This window comes from Neobacillus vireti, from assembly GCF_001026695.1.
Lineage (GTDB): Bacteria > Bacillota > Bacilli > Bacillales > Cytobacillaceae > Neobacillus > Neobacillus vireti.
In genome coordinates this window covers 248243-262461 of record NZ_LDNB01000002.1, presented here as the reverse complement: position 1 = coordinate 262461, position 14219 = coordinate 248243, and the positions used below count along the sequence as shown (strand labels likewise).

Sequence of the window (14219 nt, the reverse complement as noted above, 5' to 3'; positions counted from 1 at the left end):
CTTTGCATAAAAAAGCAGCGGGATTCATTCCCGCTGCTTTAAATAATATTAAAATTTATATCATTGGTGCTGATCCATTGGATTATACAGTTTAACGTTTGGATTTTTTTCTTGGAACCATCTAAGGGCAAAGTCGTTCTCAAACAAAAACACATAATGACCATAACGATCCTTTACGAGCAGGCTTCGGGAACTAGAAAGATTCTCGTCAATTGTATCTCCTTCAATCCAACGTGCGATCTTAGAGCCCATCCGCTCCATTAATACCTCTGAATTATACTCATTTCTCATTCGATGCTCAAATACTTCAAATTGCAGCTGCCCAACGGCACCCAATAAATAATCATCAGTTTTTATCGTTTTGTAAAGCTGGATTGCTCCTTCTTGAACAAGCTGCTGAATTCCTTTATAAAAGGATTTTTGTTTCATAACGTTTTTCGCGGATACCCTGACATATAATTCCGGAGTAAACTGCGGCAATTTTTCAAATTGGAAATTATCTTTTCCTGTTGTCAGTGTATCACCTATTTGATAGGTGCCCGTATCATAAAGTCCAATTATGTCTCCACTGACGGCCTCATCCACTGTATTCCTTTCTTCAGCCATAAATGAGGTCGATTGTGAAAGCTTTATTTGTTTGGCCAACCGCGGAACATTAACTGTCATTCCTCGTTCAAATTTCCCCGAACATATCCGTACAAAGGCAATCCGGTCACGGTGTGCCGGGTTCATATTTGCCTGAATTTTAAAGACAAAACCTGAAAATTGATCACCTAATGGATCAATTTCTCCAATCGAAGAATTGCGTGCTATTGGTGCCGGTGCAAATTTCAGATAAGACTCAAGAAATGTCTGAACTCCGAAGTTTGTTAATGCACTTCCAAAGAAAACAGGAGTCAAGGAACCCGCTGCCACTTTTTCAACAGAAAACTCGTTCCCCGCTTCATTTAGGAGCAAAATTTCATCCAACGTTTGCTCATAAAGCCCAGAGGATGTTAACGGATGCCCATCTGGGATTTCGCCCTCATTTGATATTGGTATAAAGCGATCTTCGTCGCTTACACGAAATTGTTCCACACGCTTATTAAAACGATCATAGATGCCAAGAAATTCTTTCCCCATCCCAATCGGCCAGTTCATTGGATACGATTCGATCCCCAAAACTTCTTCTAATTCAGCTAAAAGCTCAAGCGGTGATTTTCCTTGTCGGTCCAGCTTATTAATAAACGTAAAAATCGGTATACCCCGCATCCGGCACACTTTAAAAAGTTTGAGTGTTTGTTCCTCAATTCCTTTAGCCGAATCAATTATCATTACCGCACTATCTACAGCCATTAAGGTTCTGTACGTATCTTCACTGAAATCCTGATGTCCAGGAGTATCCAAAATATTAACTCGGAATCCATCATAATCAAACTGCATCACACTTGAAGTTACAGAGATTCCCCGTTGTTTTTCAATTTCCATCCAGTCACTCGTAGCAAATTTTCCTGTTTTTTTTGCTTTTACCGTACCAGCATCGCGAATTGCTCCGCCAAATAATAATAATTTTTCCGTCAGCGTGGTTTTCCCGGCATCCGGATGGGAAATTATTGCAAATGTACGACGTGATAATACTTCTTCTTTAAAATTCTTACCCATCATGTCTTCCTCTCTTTTGACAACGAATAAATTTTTACCATACCTTCAATCATATCAGAGCAAACAATAACATTGCAATAGTTCAATTGATTAACAACAATTTATTCTTTTATCCCCTATGTTAAAATAATATAATGAAAATATACAATACGCATTCCCTAGGAGGATATATGGAAATTAAGAATTTTGATCAACCCACACTTGCATTATTGCATAAAGCGTTCGAAATAGTCCTTAAACAAAATAACGTTACTTTTAATAAAATTGGGATTGCCGAAGAAGGAGAACAGCTATTATTTTTGTATGAAGATCGTGACGAAAAAATTCATGTTTTCAAATGGAGTAAAGCATCAAGTGTCGGAGTAAGTTTTGGTGTTCTGGCACAAAGTGTCTTAATGCCAATCATCCCGCACCTTCGATTATTATCATAAATTTCCAACGGCGCACCTGCCATTGGAAAGGCTGGTGTGTCTTTTTACATGTACCTTCGTTTTACTTACTTCCACTGATTCCCACAGCCATTTTTCTGGAAATGTCAGTATAATAGATTATGACCTTATTTAAGGAGATGAACAGAATGAATCAAAGTAAAAAAGTAGTTTCTAAGTTTATTCCGCTTTTTACAGCGATACTATTTGTTATTGCCGGTACCATTTGGATGATCCAAACTATGAATAATCAGATCGTTATCCCTTTTTCTTCTGTCGAAAAAACCATTCAAGAGCAAAATGGGAACCCAGTTAAACTTACGGAAGAAGCTGATGGCAGTATTTATCTGAAAGCAGGAAAATCAGAATTCATTTCTCATGTTCCACCAAACAGTCAAATGGTTGACAAATTGGTAGAAAAATATAATATCAACTATTCCTATTCCACCAGCAGCCGTTACGGTAAATGGATTATGGGAGGAGTGATTCTGTTGCTCCTTGCTGCTGGATTTGTCCTCCAAAAAAAGAAAGGCGGATTCGGGCTTCCTAATTCGATGAAAAACAGCATTGCCAAGCCGCGCCCGCTGCCTTCCATCAGCTTAAAGGATGTGGGCGGACTCGGGGAAGAAATGAAAGAAGAAATCCTGCAGACACTCTCTACCTTAAAAGAACCAGAACGTGCGGCAAAATTAGGTATTAAACCGCCAAAAGGAATTCTGTTATTCGGACCTCCTGGAACAGGTAAAACTTTGTTGGCACAGGCAATCGCACGGGAATTAAATGCTGCCTTTTTCTCTGCGAGCGGATCCGCATTTAATGAACTATTTGTAGGTGTTGGTGCAAGTCGTGTCCGTTCATTATTCCAATCAGCAAGAAAGCATGGCCCAGCGGTTATTTTCATAGATGAAGTCGATGCCTTAGCTGGAAAACGAAAGGCACATGGCGGCGAGGAAGCAGAAAAAACCCTGACTGAACTACTTGTTCAGCTTGATGGCGGTCATTCCAATGATGGAATTTTATTTATCGCCGCAACAAATAGAAAAGACATGCTTGATGAAGCCTTCCTCCGTCCAGGAAGAATCGACTTCTCCTTCCTTGTACCACTTCCTGATACGAAAGGAAGAAGAGAAATCATTGAGATTCATTCAAAAGGAAAGTCACTCGCCAAAGAAGTCTATACTTCATTAGATGAGCTCGCTGAAAGCACATCAGGATTCTCAGGTGCCGAGCTTCGTTCCTTGTTTGAAACAGCAAGTAGGCGTGCCGTTCAATGCGGTCAGGACATGATTCAAAAGCATGACCTTGATTATGCCCTTGATCGAACAATCCTTGGAAGCACTTCCCGTTCCTTGCAGGATTATGACACAAAGCACAGGGTGGCTATTCATGAAGCCGGTCATGCGATTGTCGCATCGCTAACCAAGCCTGGTTCGGTTCGAAAGGCAACCATTATCCCACGGGGCGAAGCACTCGGTTATGTAGCTCCAATCCCAAAAGAACTCCATTTGTCAACTACCAGTGACCTATTAGACCGGGTAGCTATGGTGCTTGCCGGTGGTGTAGCGGAAAGAATGTTTCTCGGTGAACACAGTATTGGTGTTAGCGGCGATGTACAGCAGGCAAAGCACATTATTGAGCAAATGGTGGATACCGGAATGCTTCAAGATGGTTTTACGTTAACTTTTAATAAACAAGATCAAGAGACGAAAATGCAAGAACTCTTTGCAAAAGGGATTGAGAAAGCAGAAGTTCTAATAAAAAGCCATCAATCTCAGTATCAACAATTAGTCAAGGCTTTATTAAAGAAAGAAACATTAGAAGGATCTGAAATCGAAGAAATTGTCTCGGAAAAATCCAATCTGACTGTCGATGATCTTGTCCTTGTGTAATATGAAATCCAGGTGCTCAATCAGCATCTGGATTTTTCGTATAAATTATTCAAAAATCTAATGGATTTACGACTTCGTGGCAAACTAAAAAAAAGGAAGTGAGCAGTTTGTTTAGGAAAAATATTATCTTTGAAAAAGAGCAGTGTAAATATGATGATGAAGCGAAGGTTTATCTTGGCAATCAGCAAAAAACGCAACAGCTGCTAAATAAAGCTCGGAAAAAAGCACAGCGAAAAAAGGGAAACTTAGGGGAAGCTTGGAATAAACTGCAATTATTTATTGATCTAGTAAAAGCATATTCAAAAGGTGAATATCGAAATGTCTCCACCAAGACCATTATTACCGTCATAGTTGCCCTTCTGTATTTCGTTTCACCACTTGATTTAATCCCTGACTTTATCATCGGTTTTGGTTTCATTGATGACGCAGCCATGATTGGATATACTCTTAAAAAGATATCAACGGAAATTGACTTATTTAGTGAATGGAAAAAATCCCGGAATTTTTAATATGGAAAACCCGCTTGAGCTTTCAAGCGGGTTCATGGATTAAAATCTAAAGCAGGCTGCACCTACTATAATTAGAAGAATAAACAGCACTACGATTAAAGCAAAGCCTCCACCAAAGCCGCCGTATCCACAGCCTCCATAACCGTAGCCACCGCCGTACCCACATCCGCCAAAGCCACCATATCCATACATATTTATTACCTCCTTATATCTATATTGGGCTCACCAAACCCAAGCTGCCCCGATAATAATTAATAAAATAAACAAAACGACTAGTAGGGCAAATCCGCCGCCATAGCCAGCTGCTACACCAGACATTTACATTACCTCCTTTATTGATTTCTTTATATCCTATTCACCTAGATAAAAATGTGCGATAGACACATATCCATGTTGGGAAGTTTACAAAAAAACACCAAGCCCAATCTATACAAATAAAAAAATACAGCCTAAAAAATCAGCCGCATTTTTATCTGCTCTCTATTTTTCAATCGATTATTCCCATTCGAATGGCTTTAACCGCAACTTCTGTCCTGTTATGCGCGTTCAGTCTTTTCATAATATTTGATATGTAATCTCTAACCGTAAATTCGCTTAAATACAGCTTTAATGCTGCCTCAGCTGTTGAAGCACCGTCCGCAAGCAGCTTAATAATTTCTGTTTCCCTTGGGGATAAGGAGATGGAATCCTTTTTGGGCAGGTTGTTCTTTTTAATGTCTGCTTCAATAAACTTCGACAATAATTCCCCGGAACTTTGACCAAACTTCATCAATGCAGGAAAAAGACTTGTGTCGACAGTAAAGTGCTTTCCCGGACCTTGGTCCAAAACAACCCCGCCTATTATTTTCCCTTCCTCTGGAACATAAATCGGAACAATAACTAAGGAAGAAAGTTCAAACTTTTCTACATACTTTTCTGGAAGGTCATGCGCCGCCGAAGGAATGTAAATAGGCTGGAAATTTTTCATCTCGTGTCCCTGTGATTTTAACTTCACGAGACTTTGATTGAGCACTGGGATATTGGCGATTTTTTCGGCTATCGCTTGGACCTCTTCATTGTTTAAGTGATGTCCGAATAAGCCAACCCCCACACTTTCCTTATTGGTAAACTTAAAAAGGGCACATCGATCAAAGGGAAGAAAATAGCCAAACCCATAGCAAATATTTTCTATAGACTCCTGAAAATTCTGCGAGCGAATAATCCACTCATTAAATAAGATAACAGCATCCTTCCAAATACTATGATTCTCTTTCTCCGATTGAAAAAGCAGGACTTCACTAATTTTCGAAAATAAGTAGTGGACGGAAGGATGTAATTTCGAGGAATAGGCAATTCTCGATTTCAGAACCTTATGTGCAGCATTTTCCAATAGATTTATATGAAAGATAAGCGCCTCCGGTTCCGGATGTCTTTGGAAATAGGCAAACCAATCCTCCTGAAGTTCATGCAGCATCCGATAAATATCAATAGTACCTTCATTTACTGACCGTAAAAACCTTTCTAGAAATTCGCTTATAAATTCAAAAACTACCACTGATTTTTTATTCGTATTTTTAAGAGATTGGAGCATGAATCCCCATTCTTGTAATAGGTCCTCTTGATAAGCAGATAACATTTTAACAGCATCATTTAAAAGGTGATCCAAATGGTGATTTAATGACTTCGACAATTTCTTCACCCTCCTTCAAGGAAGAATCTAAGCTGTTGTTTATCGTATTAATCAATTCGTTTATTTCTATAGATAATTCAGCTAAACCGGTCAAAATTCCTCCTTTTTATCAATCTTTTTGGTATTTGGTAGTAACTTGTCGTTCCTTGTTCAAATATAGGAAAAACTTCCTACAAATGTAGGGATTTCTAAATTTATTAATTTGTCATAAAATTGTGACGAATAGTGTAAGCGATTAATCATTATTTAAGCGCTTTCACTTTTTTAAAACAAAAAGGGAGGAAAGAGTGTATGACAGCTGAAACAATTATTATCGGAGGGCAAACAGTCAAGAAGAAACTCATCATTGCATTAGTAGGAGGGTTTTTATTTTTAGGCGCACTTCTAGGTACCTTTGGACTAACCGGCATGGCCGCAGCTATACCATTAGTTGGCGGGTTTACTGTCAGCTTCGATGAAATGACAGGTACAGGATTTAAACTATATGGCAGCCTTGCTGATAGTGCCATGACACAAAACAATCCTGTTGCTGTTAACGAAATTGATAGTGCAACAATAAAAAATTTGAAAATTTCTAAACCTATACCATTTCTAGGAATTAATGCTGTTATTACTGCTGAAAAACCAGTTACAATTACTGGACTACAACAGAAAGCAACACTAGTAACAGGTGATGCTACGTTTAATGAACTAACCATGGCAGAGAAATATGTTGGGGATAGAGACCTTAGCGACCCTAAGATACTTGCCGGGGCAGCAGCCGAACATTTTACGCAAACAGCAAATACCATTACCATCAAGAAGGGTGTACTTGAAACAGTGTACCTTTTCCAAAAAACAGTATCTCTGAATGGCATGAAAGTTTCTTTTGAAAAACAATAACACTAAAATAATCTAAACATCAGAAGACTAACAAGTAAGGATGATAAAAATGAGCTCTAATGATTCAAAACGTAAAAGGTTTAAGAATTGGAGAGCAAGGCGCCCTTTTTGGGGGGCGACCTTGTCTATTTTATCAGGATTAATCATTTTAATTGTTCCTGCACAACTTTATGAAATTGCAGCTGCCCCCGGAAGCATCATTGTTGTTGGTTTCCTATTAGGAGGTCTTACATTAATAATGGGCGTCCTAGGATATATCATGCCTAAGCTTTCTACCCTGTTTGGTGTTCTAGGAATTTTCTCATCTGTTTTATCGATTATGGGAGCATTAGGCGGTTTCCTGATCGGCACACTTCTTGGAATTGTTGGAGGTTCAATGCTAATTGCCTGGAAACCAGAGCTTGCTGCTCCTGATTCAATGAAACAGTCAAATAGCGATATTATTGCTGAAAAAGAAATTGCTTCAGGGAAGGAAGCTTTACCGGAATAATCAGTACCTATAGCATTCATAGAAATGGTGATTGTATTGATACACAGAAATAATACTTTTAAGTTAATTATTGTATTGGTTCTTACATTTAGCGGGGTGTTTTTTCTTACCAAGGATAGTTTTGCTAGTAATCCGACAATCATTGGATTTATTATTGAGGCTAAACAAATGGAAGGTACGATGAAAAATCCTGTTATGATTACAGGTGATACGGCAGAACAAAAAGATCGGCCGATGCTGGAGTTAATGTTTGATAATCTTTCAGCTAAGGACTTAATTATTAAGAAATTAGTCGAAACTCCAAAGGGCCTAATTACGATTGAAATAACCCATAAGGATTCTGCACTTTTTAATAACTTAAGCTTACACGTAACCAATGCTGAATTTAGCGAACATTATTTACCCTCTGCTGGCAATATCGGTCTTAAAAATGTTAAACTATTGACCCACCGAGTAACAGCTGATAACTTAAGTCTCCCTCAATTCAATTTAATTCTTAATGAGGGTGGTAAGGTCGAAATGGAACCGAAAAGTGAGGAAGAATTACTTTATATGAAAGCAGTCCTAGAAAAGTTAATTAATAGCAATCTTCAACAATAAAAAGAAGCGATGCCAATGAAGCATCGCTTCTTTTTACTAGTTTTCTTTATCGTTAATAATTCTCATAACACGTCCGTTAAAATGTTCTGAGTAGTACCGTGACGTCATATCTGCAATGGCAATTCCAGTTGAACTTTGTGACCCAATGAATTTTCCGCCCCCGAGATAAATTCCCACATGACCGTCAATTTTATAAGTATCAAAGAATACTAGGTCACCTGGGCGTGCTTCGTTCATTGTTACTCTCGTTCCAGTATTTTTCAAGATATCCGTATGTGCTCCGACTTTTATGCCTGCCTGCGCGAAGGCCCAGGCAACAAATCCGGAGCAGTCAAATCTGCCATTGGCAACATCGTAGGCATTTCTACCTCCGCCAAATACATAAACGGAGTTTCCAATATACCTATCTCCAGCATGGATTACAATGTTTATAGCTTCATTTGCTGTAGTTGGTGTCGAAACATTCAGATCAGCTATATTCGAGCCATCAGAAATATGAGCCTCTGTTATAAGCTCTGCTTCCTTTAATGCCAGTGTACTATCTTGCTGTTGTAAATCAGTCTTATTAGAAATTTTCTCCTGTTCTTTCGACATAAGCTCTTCTTTTAATGCCTCATTTTGTTGTTTTTGTTCTAAAATCTGAGACTGCATTCCTTCAAGCTCCGTCTTCAGTTCATTTAAATTTTCCAGCTTTTTTTCAACTCTAGTTTGTTTCTGTTCGACTGTTTGCTGATCTTCTTGATGCTGCTTCACTAAATCTTGATCCGCTTCTACCATTGCTGCTACAGCTCCGAGTCTATCTACAAAATCACTAAAGCTCGAAGCTCCAATGAGAACATCGATATAGCTAACATTTCCGCCCCTTTCTTGGATTGCCAATGCTCGTTTTTTTAGTATTTCATTTCGTTTATCAATTCTTTCTTTAATCTTAGTCACTTCTTGCTGGAGCCCTGCCACTTCTTCCTGAGAAGCTTTCACTTTTTCTTCAGTCTGAACAATCATGTTATTATTATCGTTAATAGCCTGTTCAACTCTATTAATCTGTTCTATTATTTTAGCTAATTCATTCTGGACCTGAGAAATTTCCTGATTCGCTATTGAAATCTCTGATTGAATACCTAATCGCTGCTCCTGAACGCTTTTGATGCTTGTAGCCTCTGCCTTTATAGCAGGAAATGAAAATGCACTGCTTATTCCTAAGATAATAGTCGAACTAAGTGCGGTAAGCTTCCTCTTCATTTTAGCTCCCCTGCTTTCATCAATATCAAATTTATCTATTGTTATAGAAAACACGCATTGAAGACTAGTGAAAAATGGATGTAATTTCTAAAAGTAAAAATATTATGTATTATAGCCCTTTAGTATAGCTGGTCATTTATCTTATGTAAGCCAAATTTCACAAATAATATCCAATATAAACCTATTTTATCTCCATGAGAAGTATATCATCTAAATTTGTCAAACAAGTTATTATTAGATTACAGTTACATTTCAAAAGTTTTTTTAGTTGACCTTTAACAAAAAATTCACTAATAATAGAAAAACCACAATCTCTTTATTTTAAAAGAAAATTGTGGTTCTAACTTTTTTCAAGGATTCTTTTGTGAATCAATGCTGTTTCTTCTCCTTTTTATACAACTAAGGGTTATTGTGTTTTTACTAGTTCTTTAAAACTATTACGACCGCGACTAACAAGATTTAAATGAGTGTTTCTCGCTAATTTAACATATTCCTTTCTAACTTGAAACCATGCGTTTCTTCGTTCACGTGCATAGGCTGCACTAGATTCAGCATTTCTTTCAAAATTATCCTCTAGCAGGTCAACAATATGGAAAATAGATCTTATTGGTGTAAGGGCTAACTTTTCCAATTGTCTAGAAACCTCTTTCAACTGTTGTTTAAGTTCCTCTCGGTCATTAACGGGAACGCCCTCTTCTTGCAAATCTTCTTTTCCGCCATTAAATTGAGGCATCAGTTCTGCAACCATATTCATATTTGTCTTTTTGGCCTGTTCATACAATTTGCCAATCGACTTTCGGTATTGCTTATTGAACTTGATGACCTCCCTTAATGCATTAATATAGGCATCCTCTCGATTTTCCCGAAGCTTGAGTGCACGTTCACGCGATTGCTCAAACTGATCCCAAAATGTGTTTACGAATGAACCAGCAGCAATCGGTTCCTCCGCTACCGGAATCACCTTTTCATCAGGGGCTGGAGCCGTTTCCATTTTCTTCTGTGCCATCGTCTTTCCTCCTCCTACTATTATTTACTTTCTCTATTGGATCCTTCTTCTGAAATGAAGGAATATAGAGCTCAAAGAAACTAGTATACATCTTGAAGAATTGATCTAATAATGATTGATAGGTTTCTAGTTGATTGGCATAGCCTTTTAAGTATGTAATACCAGCTTTTGTAATGGAATATCTTCTTTTTGCAGGACCACTTCCCGTTGTATCCCATTCTGATGATAGCAGTTCGTCCTTTTCCAACTGTCTTAACGTTCTGTACAAATTCCCCTGATCAAGTGTCTTAAACCCGAATGCCTCTAATCTTTGGCTAATTTCATACCCATGTAGAGAAACTTTGCTAAGAAGCAATAAAATAAATGGCAGCACAAAATTTTTGGATGGATTGATTGATTGATTATCTTGGTTTACCATATCTTTATCACCTCACCTATATGTATTTTACACCTATAAGTAATATTTTTCAAGATATTAAATAAATATCATTTAAAGCAACACTTTAGAGTTTACAATTTAGAAAACATAGTAATAAACTAAATAAAACAAGAAGGTGGTGTAAAATGGAAAAGGCAAAAATAAGTAAAGCAGGCATCCCATATTTACATTTTGGTACCGGGGAACCAGTAGTATTGATTCATGGTTTAGGTGAGGTAAAAGAAGGATGGCAAAATCAATATGAATTAGCTGATCAGTATGAGTTGATTATTCCTGATTTACGAGGTCATGGTGCGTGTACAAAAACGGATGGAATTTCTATTCAAAATTTTGCTGCTGATGTGATTAGCTTGTTGAAAGAGTTAAGGTTTGAAAGCGCTCACATCCTTGGTCTTTCGATGGGCGGAGCCGTGGCACAGGAAATTTACCGACAGGCTCCCGATCTATGCAGTTCTCTTATTTTGATTAGCTCTTTTCACTATTTGCCAAATATAATCAAGGCTTTATTATTAAAAAAACATAAGGCAAAGTTTGAAGCTCTTTCTGCAAAAGGCAAACAAAATGATTATCTTTCACGGATGGCACTATATTCTTGGAAAAAAGACACTGTTGAAAAGTTTGCTGACTTTTTTATACCTAAACAGCAAATATTTATTAAATCCTTTGAAGCATGTCTCGAGGTCAATAATTTAACATTATTACCAATGGTAAATATACCAACCCTTATTATTGGTTCACAATATGACTCCGTTTTGCCTGTTTGGATTCAAGCTCGTATGCACAAGCTAATTCCCCACTCAGAATTTATTATATTGAGGAATACCGGTCATATTGCCAAACTGGAAGCAAAAGACCGGTTTAATCAGCTGCTGCGGAAATTCCTCAATCAGCAAACAATTGCTTCATAATGTATTATTAACGGGAAGGATGGCGGTCCTTCCCGCTAATAATTTTATCTTTAACACACCATTTATGAGTGTACTTGATGAATTTCTTCTGAATGAGAGGAAAGCCATGGGTCCATAATTCCCGCAAAAGCTCCGGTCAATGCCAGCGATACATGGCCCCCTTCAAAAACCTTATATGTCTTATCCTCACTCGAAACCAGATTCATGACAGGAAGGCTTTGCTGCTCCAAAATAAGATTGTCGCGCGAACATGAGAAGACAAAAAGTGGGCACTTGATATTTTTCAATTCTACTTTCCTGCCGCCAATCATTAATTCTCCCTTTAGAAGTTTGTTATCTTTATAAAGATCATTAAACATTTGCTTAAAGGCAGCTCCAGCAAACGAGGCCGTATCCTTTGTCCACTTGTCCATCCTGCGCCACTTTTCTACATATTTTTCATCATGTGCCCGGGTAATCAGATTTATTTTCGGACTTCCATAAACGGGTGAGAGCATCCTAAACATCAAATACAGAAATTCTGATGGAATTGTTTCATGTGCCTCAGCAAACCTATCAAAACTAAGCTGGCCCTTTTGAATTCCTTCCAGCCACTTATCAGGCACGATACCGATACTAAAATCAATTGGAACAGCCGCAAGAACTAAATTCTTTATAGGCAGTTTAGTAATTGAAGTCAAAATGGCCGCAGTTGTACCTCCTAAACAATATCCGGCCATTGTTATATCTTTTGTCTGGGAATGCCTTAATGCCCGTTTAACTGCATTTTCTAAATAATCAACTATATAATTATCTAGTGTAAGTTCCCTATCTTCAAGCCCAGGGGAACCCCAATCTAAAAGATAGACATCGTAGCCAAGTTCTGTAAGACCCCCAACCACACTACTCCCTTCACCGACGTCTAGAATGTAGACTTTATTCAATAGCGAATAGACTAAAAATATTGGAGTTTCATATCTTTTCTCTTTCGCGGGGTGAAACCACAAGCTTGTTTTATTCCTTTTCCAAACACACTCTCTTGGTGTAGGAACGATATCGGGCTTTGGTTCGGTCATAATTTTATAAAGCTGATTCCACCGTTTAGCTTCTCTTTTTAGCAGTGGACTCTGGATATTTCCTAATGCATTAGTGCTCATTTACTTTGCTCCTTTCAATGTTTTTTAGATGGTTCAGCTCCGGTGAGCACTAGTTCTTTATTCTGCTTTTTTTCCTGTTCTTTCTTCTGCTTTGGTTTCTCTTTTTTGATACCGGTCTTCATAGCAGCGGCAGGCTCTGTCTGACTATCTGCCTTAAGGCTTTTAAGTCCGTCTATTTCCTTGCGTAATTCCTGAAGGTTTACTTGAATGATCTTCATGTCGACAAGACCCTGGCGTATTTCCTGAAGGTCAGCTTTCATTATTTTGGTTTCCGAAACCTCTTGTGCGATAGTTTGAAATTCAGTCTGCAGCTGCTTGACAATACGCACCATTTCTTGAAACATTTCTAAATTCCCTTTATTTGCCAAGCTAAGACCATCTTGTAAACTCCAAATTTGCTCTTCTAGATTGTCGATTTTTTCTTCGGCCTGTATCGATAGTTTTGCTGCATTTGCAATATCTTTTTTGGTAGGAATATTCATTAAAGCCGCAATATGCTCTTGGTTTTTCCTAAATCGCTCCAGGTAACGGGAATAGACATCAAGTCCGATATTGGCGGTTTGAACAAATTCCTTATTATCAGTCAACTTGTATAATAGACCATTTAATTGTTTCTCCCACATCTCACTAACAAGCTGTAAGCCTTCGAATGGATCATATGTTTTTCCTGCAGACATGATGTAAGCCCCCCTTGGTTTTATGATTTTGTAAGTTCTTCAGCTTTTTCTAAATATTTATTAAACGGGAACATCAACGTTTTGATTTGTCTTGCAAACAGATTGACGAATCCTTTTTGATTTTCATAGACTAGATTTCCAGCCTGCTTAACGGTTTTAATATATTGCAACCTGCTTTTTTTCCGAAGCGCAATATATTGATCGATAATTGCAAGATACCTATCCATTGTCAGGTTTTTTGATATGGTTTGACATGGTGCAGTAAGAATCGACATTGTTTTCTTTTGGAAGTGATCAATCTGGGCATTTATTTCCTCATAGGATTTAATCGGGAAGAAATGCTGCATGGTGGTAGTTGACATTAAAAATTCTTCTCTGGCCGTTCTTTCCCATTCAGCAAATTCCTTATTAAATTGCTCTGCGATTTCTTTCATATTTCCCTGATTTCTCTTTACACTTTCAGCAAAGTACTTCGCTTCGTTCAGAAAAATCTCATCGCGGTAATCAGCGTGTTTTGCCCATTGGTCTAACTCGCCGAAAACATGCCCCCATAAAATATCTAAGCTGGTAAGCTGTTCTTCCCCTTCATTTTCAACTACTATGTTTTCAACTACTTCTTTTTCATTTTTGTCTTCCATATTATTTGCATCCCTTCAAAGGTAATATTGTCTCATTTTGCGCTTCGATGGTATCTGGTGATTTTCTA

At 37.9% G+C, this 14219-nt stretch carries 16 protein-coding genes and 1 pseudogene; 7 read left to right on the top strand and 10 right to left on the bottom strand.

Translation table 11 applies throughout. The features are described 5' to 3' along the window. Positions 1 to 60: 60 nt before the first annotated feature. Positions 61 to 1641 (bottom strand): peptide chain release factor 3, encoded by a 1581-nt coding sequence (locus AA980_RS01620; protein ID WP_024031109.1) that lies wholly within the window; start codon positions 1639 to 1641, stop codon positions 61 to 63. 170 nt (positions 1642 to 1811) lie between these two features. Here AA980_RS01620 and AA980_RS01615 point away from each other — a divergent pair, with 170 nt between their 5' ends. The 3 genes from AA980_RS01615 (at position 1812) to AA980_RS01605 (ending at position 4467) form a co-directional block, all read left to right on the top strand. Continuing rightward, positions 1812 to 2072, top strand: a complete 261-nt coding sequence (locus AA980_RS01615; protein WP_024031108.1) for a hypothetical protein — start codon at positions 1812 to 1814, stop codon at positions 2070 to 2072. Positions 2073 to 2218: 146 nt separating this feature from the next. Beyond that, positions 2219 to 3958, top strand: coding sequence for an AAA family ATPase (locus tag AA980_RS01610; protein WP_024031107.1), 1740 nt, complete (start codon positions 2219 to 2221; stop codon positions 3956 to 3958). A 107-nt stretch (positions 3959 to 4065) separates the two neighbouring features. Next, on the top strand, positions 4066 to 4467 hold the full coding sequence (locus AA980_RS01605; protein WP_024031106.1) for a YkvA family protein: 402 nt from the start codon (positions 4066 to 4068) through the stop codon (positions 4465 to 4467). A gap of 39 nt (positions 4468 to 4506) precedes the next feature. On the opposite strand, the pseudogene AA980_RS27650 reads toward AA980_RS01605, so the two are convergent. The 3 genes and pseudogenes from AA980_RS27650 to AA980_RS01595 form a co-directional block, all read right to left on the bottom strand. After that, positions 4507 to 4590: pseudogene (locus tag AA980_RS27650) on the bottom strand (YjcZ family sporulation protein); the annotation flags it as partial. 99 nt (positions 4591 to 4689) lie between these two features. Then, entirely contained in the window at positions 4690 to 4785 is a 96-nt protein-coding gene (locus tag AA980_RS01600) for a YjcZ family sporulation protein (RefSeq protein WP_034725290.1), read from the bottom strand. Positions 4786 to 4954: 169 nt separating this feature from the next. Further along, positions 4955 to 6145: a response regulator transcription factor gene (locus AA980_RS01595; protein WP_407937447.1), complete on the bottom strand. Its 1191-nt coding sequence runs from the start codon at positions 6143 to 6145 to the stop codon at positions 4955 to 4957. Positions 6146 to 6427: 282 nt separating this feature from the next. Here AA980_RS01595 and AA980_RS01590 point away from each other — a divergent pair, with 282 nt between their 5' ends. The 3 genes from AA980_RS01590 to AA980_RS01580 are packed head-to-tail and all read left to right on the top strand — an operon-like array spanning position 6428 to position 8108. Next, the gene (locus tag AA980_RS01590) at positions 6428 to 7018 is read left to right on the top strand and encodes a DUF6230 family protein (protein WP_024031103.1); all 591 of its coding nucleotides are present in this window, start codon (positions 6428 to 6430) and stop codon (positions 7016 to 7018) included. A 40-nt stretch (positions 7019 to 7058) separates the two neighbouring features. Further along, a complete protein-coding gene (locus AA980_RS01585) occupies positions 7059 to 7508 on the top strand; it encodes a DUF6114 domain-containing protein (protein ID WP_328586724.1) in 450 nt (149 codons plus the stop codon). 36 nt (positions 7509 to 7544) lie between these two features. Beyond that, the gene (locus AA980_RS01580; protein WP_024031101.1) at positions 7545 to 8108 is read left to right on the top strand and encodes a hypothetical protein; all 564 of its coding nucleotides are present in this window, start codon (positions 7545 to 7547) and stop codon (positions 8106 to 8108) included. A 36-nt stretch (positions 8109 to 8144) separates the two neighbouring features. Here AA980_RS01580 and AA980_RS01575 read toward each other — a convergent pair whose 3' ends face one another. The 3 genes from AA980_RS01575 to phaQ all read right to left on the bottom strand — a co-directional run bounded on the left by AA980_RS01575 (position 8145) and on the right by phaQ (position 10771). Beyond that, complete coding sequence (locus AA980_RS01575) at positions 8145 to 9347, bottom strand: coiled-coil domain-containing protein (RefSeq protein ID WP_024031100.1); 1203 nt, start codon at positions 9345 to 9347, stop codon at positions 8145 to 8147. Between the two features lie 406 nt (positions 9348 to 9753). After that, a complete protein-coding gene (locus tag AA980_RS01570; protein ID WP_024031099.1) occupies positions 9754 to 10353 on the bottom strand; it encodes a hypothetical protein in 600 nt (199 codons plus the stop codon). Further along, positions 10316 to 10771, bottom strand: a complete 456-nt coding sequence (gene phaQ / locus AA980_RS01565; protein ID WP_024031098.1) for a poly-beta-hydroxybutyrate-responsive repressor — start codon at positions 10769 to 10771, stop codon at positions 10316 to 10318. The genes AA980_RS01570 and phaQ overlap by 38 nt, the downstream gene beginning before the upstream one ends. Positions 10772 to 10917: 146 nt before the next feature. Between phaQ and AA980_RS01560 the strand changes: the two genes are divergently transcribed. Further along, on the top strand, positions 10918 to 11700 hold the full coding sequence (locus AA980_RS01560) for an alpha/beta fold hydrolase (RefSeq protein ID WP_024031097.1): 783 nt from the start codon (positions 10918 to 10920) through the stop codon (positions 11698 to 11700). Positions 11701 to 11762: 62 nt separating this feature from the next. Here AA980_RS01560 and AA980_RS01555 read toward each other — a convergent pair whose 3' ends face one another. Genes AA980_RS01555 through AA980_RS01545 form a run of 3 tightly spaced genes read right to left on the bottom strand, consistent with a single transcriptional unit; the run spans position 11763 to position 14151 of the window. Continuing rightward, on the bottom strand, positions 11763 to 12836 hold the full coding sequence (locus AA980_RS01555; RefSeq protein WP_024031096.1) for an alpha/beta fold hydrolase: 1074 nt from the start codon (positions 12834 to 12836) through the stop codon (positions 11763 to 11765). 14 nt (positions 12837 to 12850) lie between these two features. Beyond that, entirely contained in the window at positions 12851 to 13513 is a 663-nt protein-coding gene (locus AA980_RS01550; protein WP_024031095.1) for a hypothetical protein, read from the bottom strand. A gap of 20 nt (positions 13514 to 13533) precedes the next feature. Further along, positions 13534 to 14151: a hypothetical protein gene (locus AA980_RS01545; protein WP_024031094.1), complete on the bottom strand. Its 618-nt coding sequence runs from the start codon at positions 14149 to 14151 to the stop codon at positions 13534 to 13536. Positions 14152 to 14219: the final 68 nt, after the last annotated feature.

Bases quoted from the DNA above. Each gene is read 5' to 3' on its own strand.
- AA980_RS01620 (WP_024031109.1), bottom strand. From the start codon at position 1,641: ATGGGTAAGAATTTTAAAGAAGAAGTATTATCACGTCGTACATTTGCA.
- AA980_RS01615 (WP_024031108.1), top strand. From the start codon at position 1,812: ATGGAAATTAAGAATTTTGATCAACCCACACTTGCATTATTGCATAAA.
- AA980_RS01610 (WP_024031107.1), top strand. From the start codon at position 2,219: ATGAATCAAAGTAAAAAAGTAGTTTCTAAGTTTATTCCGCTTTTTACA.
- AA980_RS01600 (WP_034725290.1), bottom strand. From the start codon at position 4,785: ATGTCTGGTGTAGCAGCTGGCTATGGCGGCGGATTTGCCCTACTAGTC.
- AA980_RS01590 (WP_024031103.1), top strand. From the start codon at position 6,428: ATGACAGCTGAAACAATTATTATCGGAGGGCAAACAGTCAAGAAGAAA.
- AA980_RS01585 (WP_328586724.1), top strand. From the start codon at position 7,059: ATGATAAAAATGAGCTCTAATGATTCAAAACGTAAAAGGTTTAAGAAT.
- AA980_RS01575 (WP_024031100.1), bottom strand. From the start codon at position 9,347: ATGAAGAGGAAGCTTACCGCACTTAGTTCGACTATTATCTTAGGAATA.
- AA980_RS01570 (WP_024031099.1), bottom strand. From the start codon at position 10,353: ATGGCACAGAAGAAAATGGAAACGGCTCCAGCCCCTGATGAAAAGGTG.
- phaQ (WP_024031098.1), bottom strand. From the start codon at position 10,771: ATGGTAAACCAAGATAATCAATCAATCAATCCATCCAAAAATTTTGTG.
- AA980_RS01560 (WP_024031097.1), top strand. From the start codon at position 10,918: ATGGAAAAGGCAAAAATAAGTAAAGCAGGCATCCCATATTTACATTTT.
- AA980_RS01555 (WP_024031096.1), bottom strand. From the start codon at position 12,836: ATGAGCACTAATGCATTAGGAAATATCCAGAGTCCACTGCTAAAAAGA.
- AA980_RS01550 (WP_024031095.1), bottom strand. From the start codon at position 13,513: ATGTCTGCAGGAAAAACATATGATCCATTCGAAGGCTTACAGCTTGTT.
- AA980_RS01545 (WP_024031094.1), bottom strand. From the start codon at position 14,151: ATGGAAGACAAAAATGAAAAAGAAGTAGTTGAAAACATAGTAGTTGAA.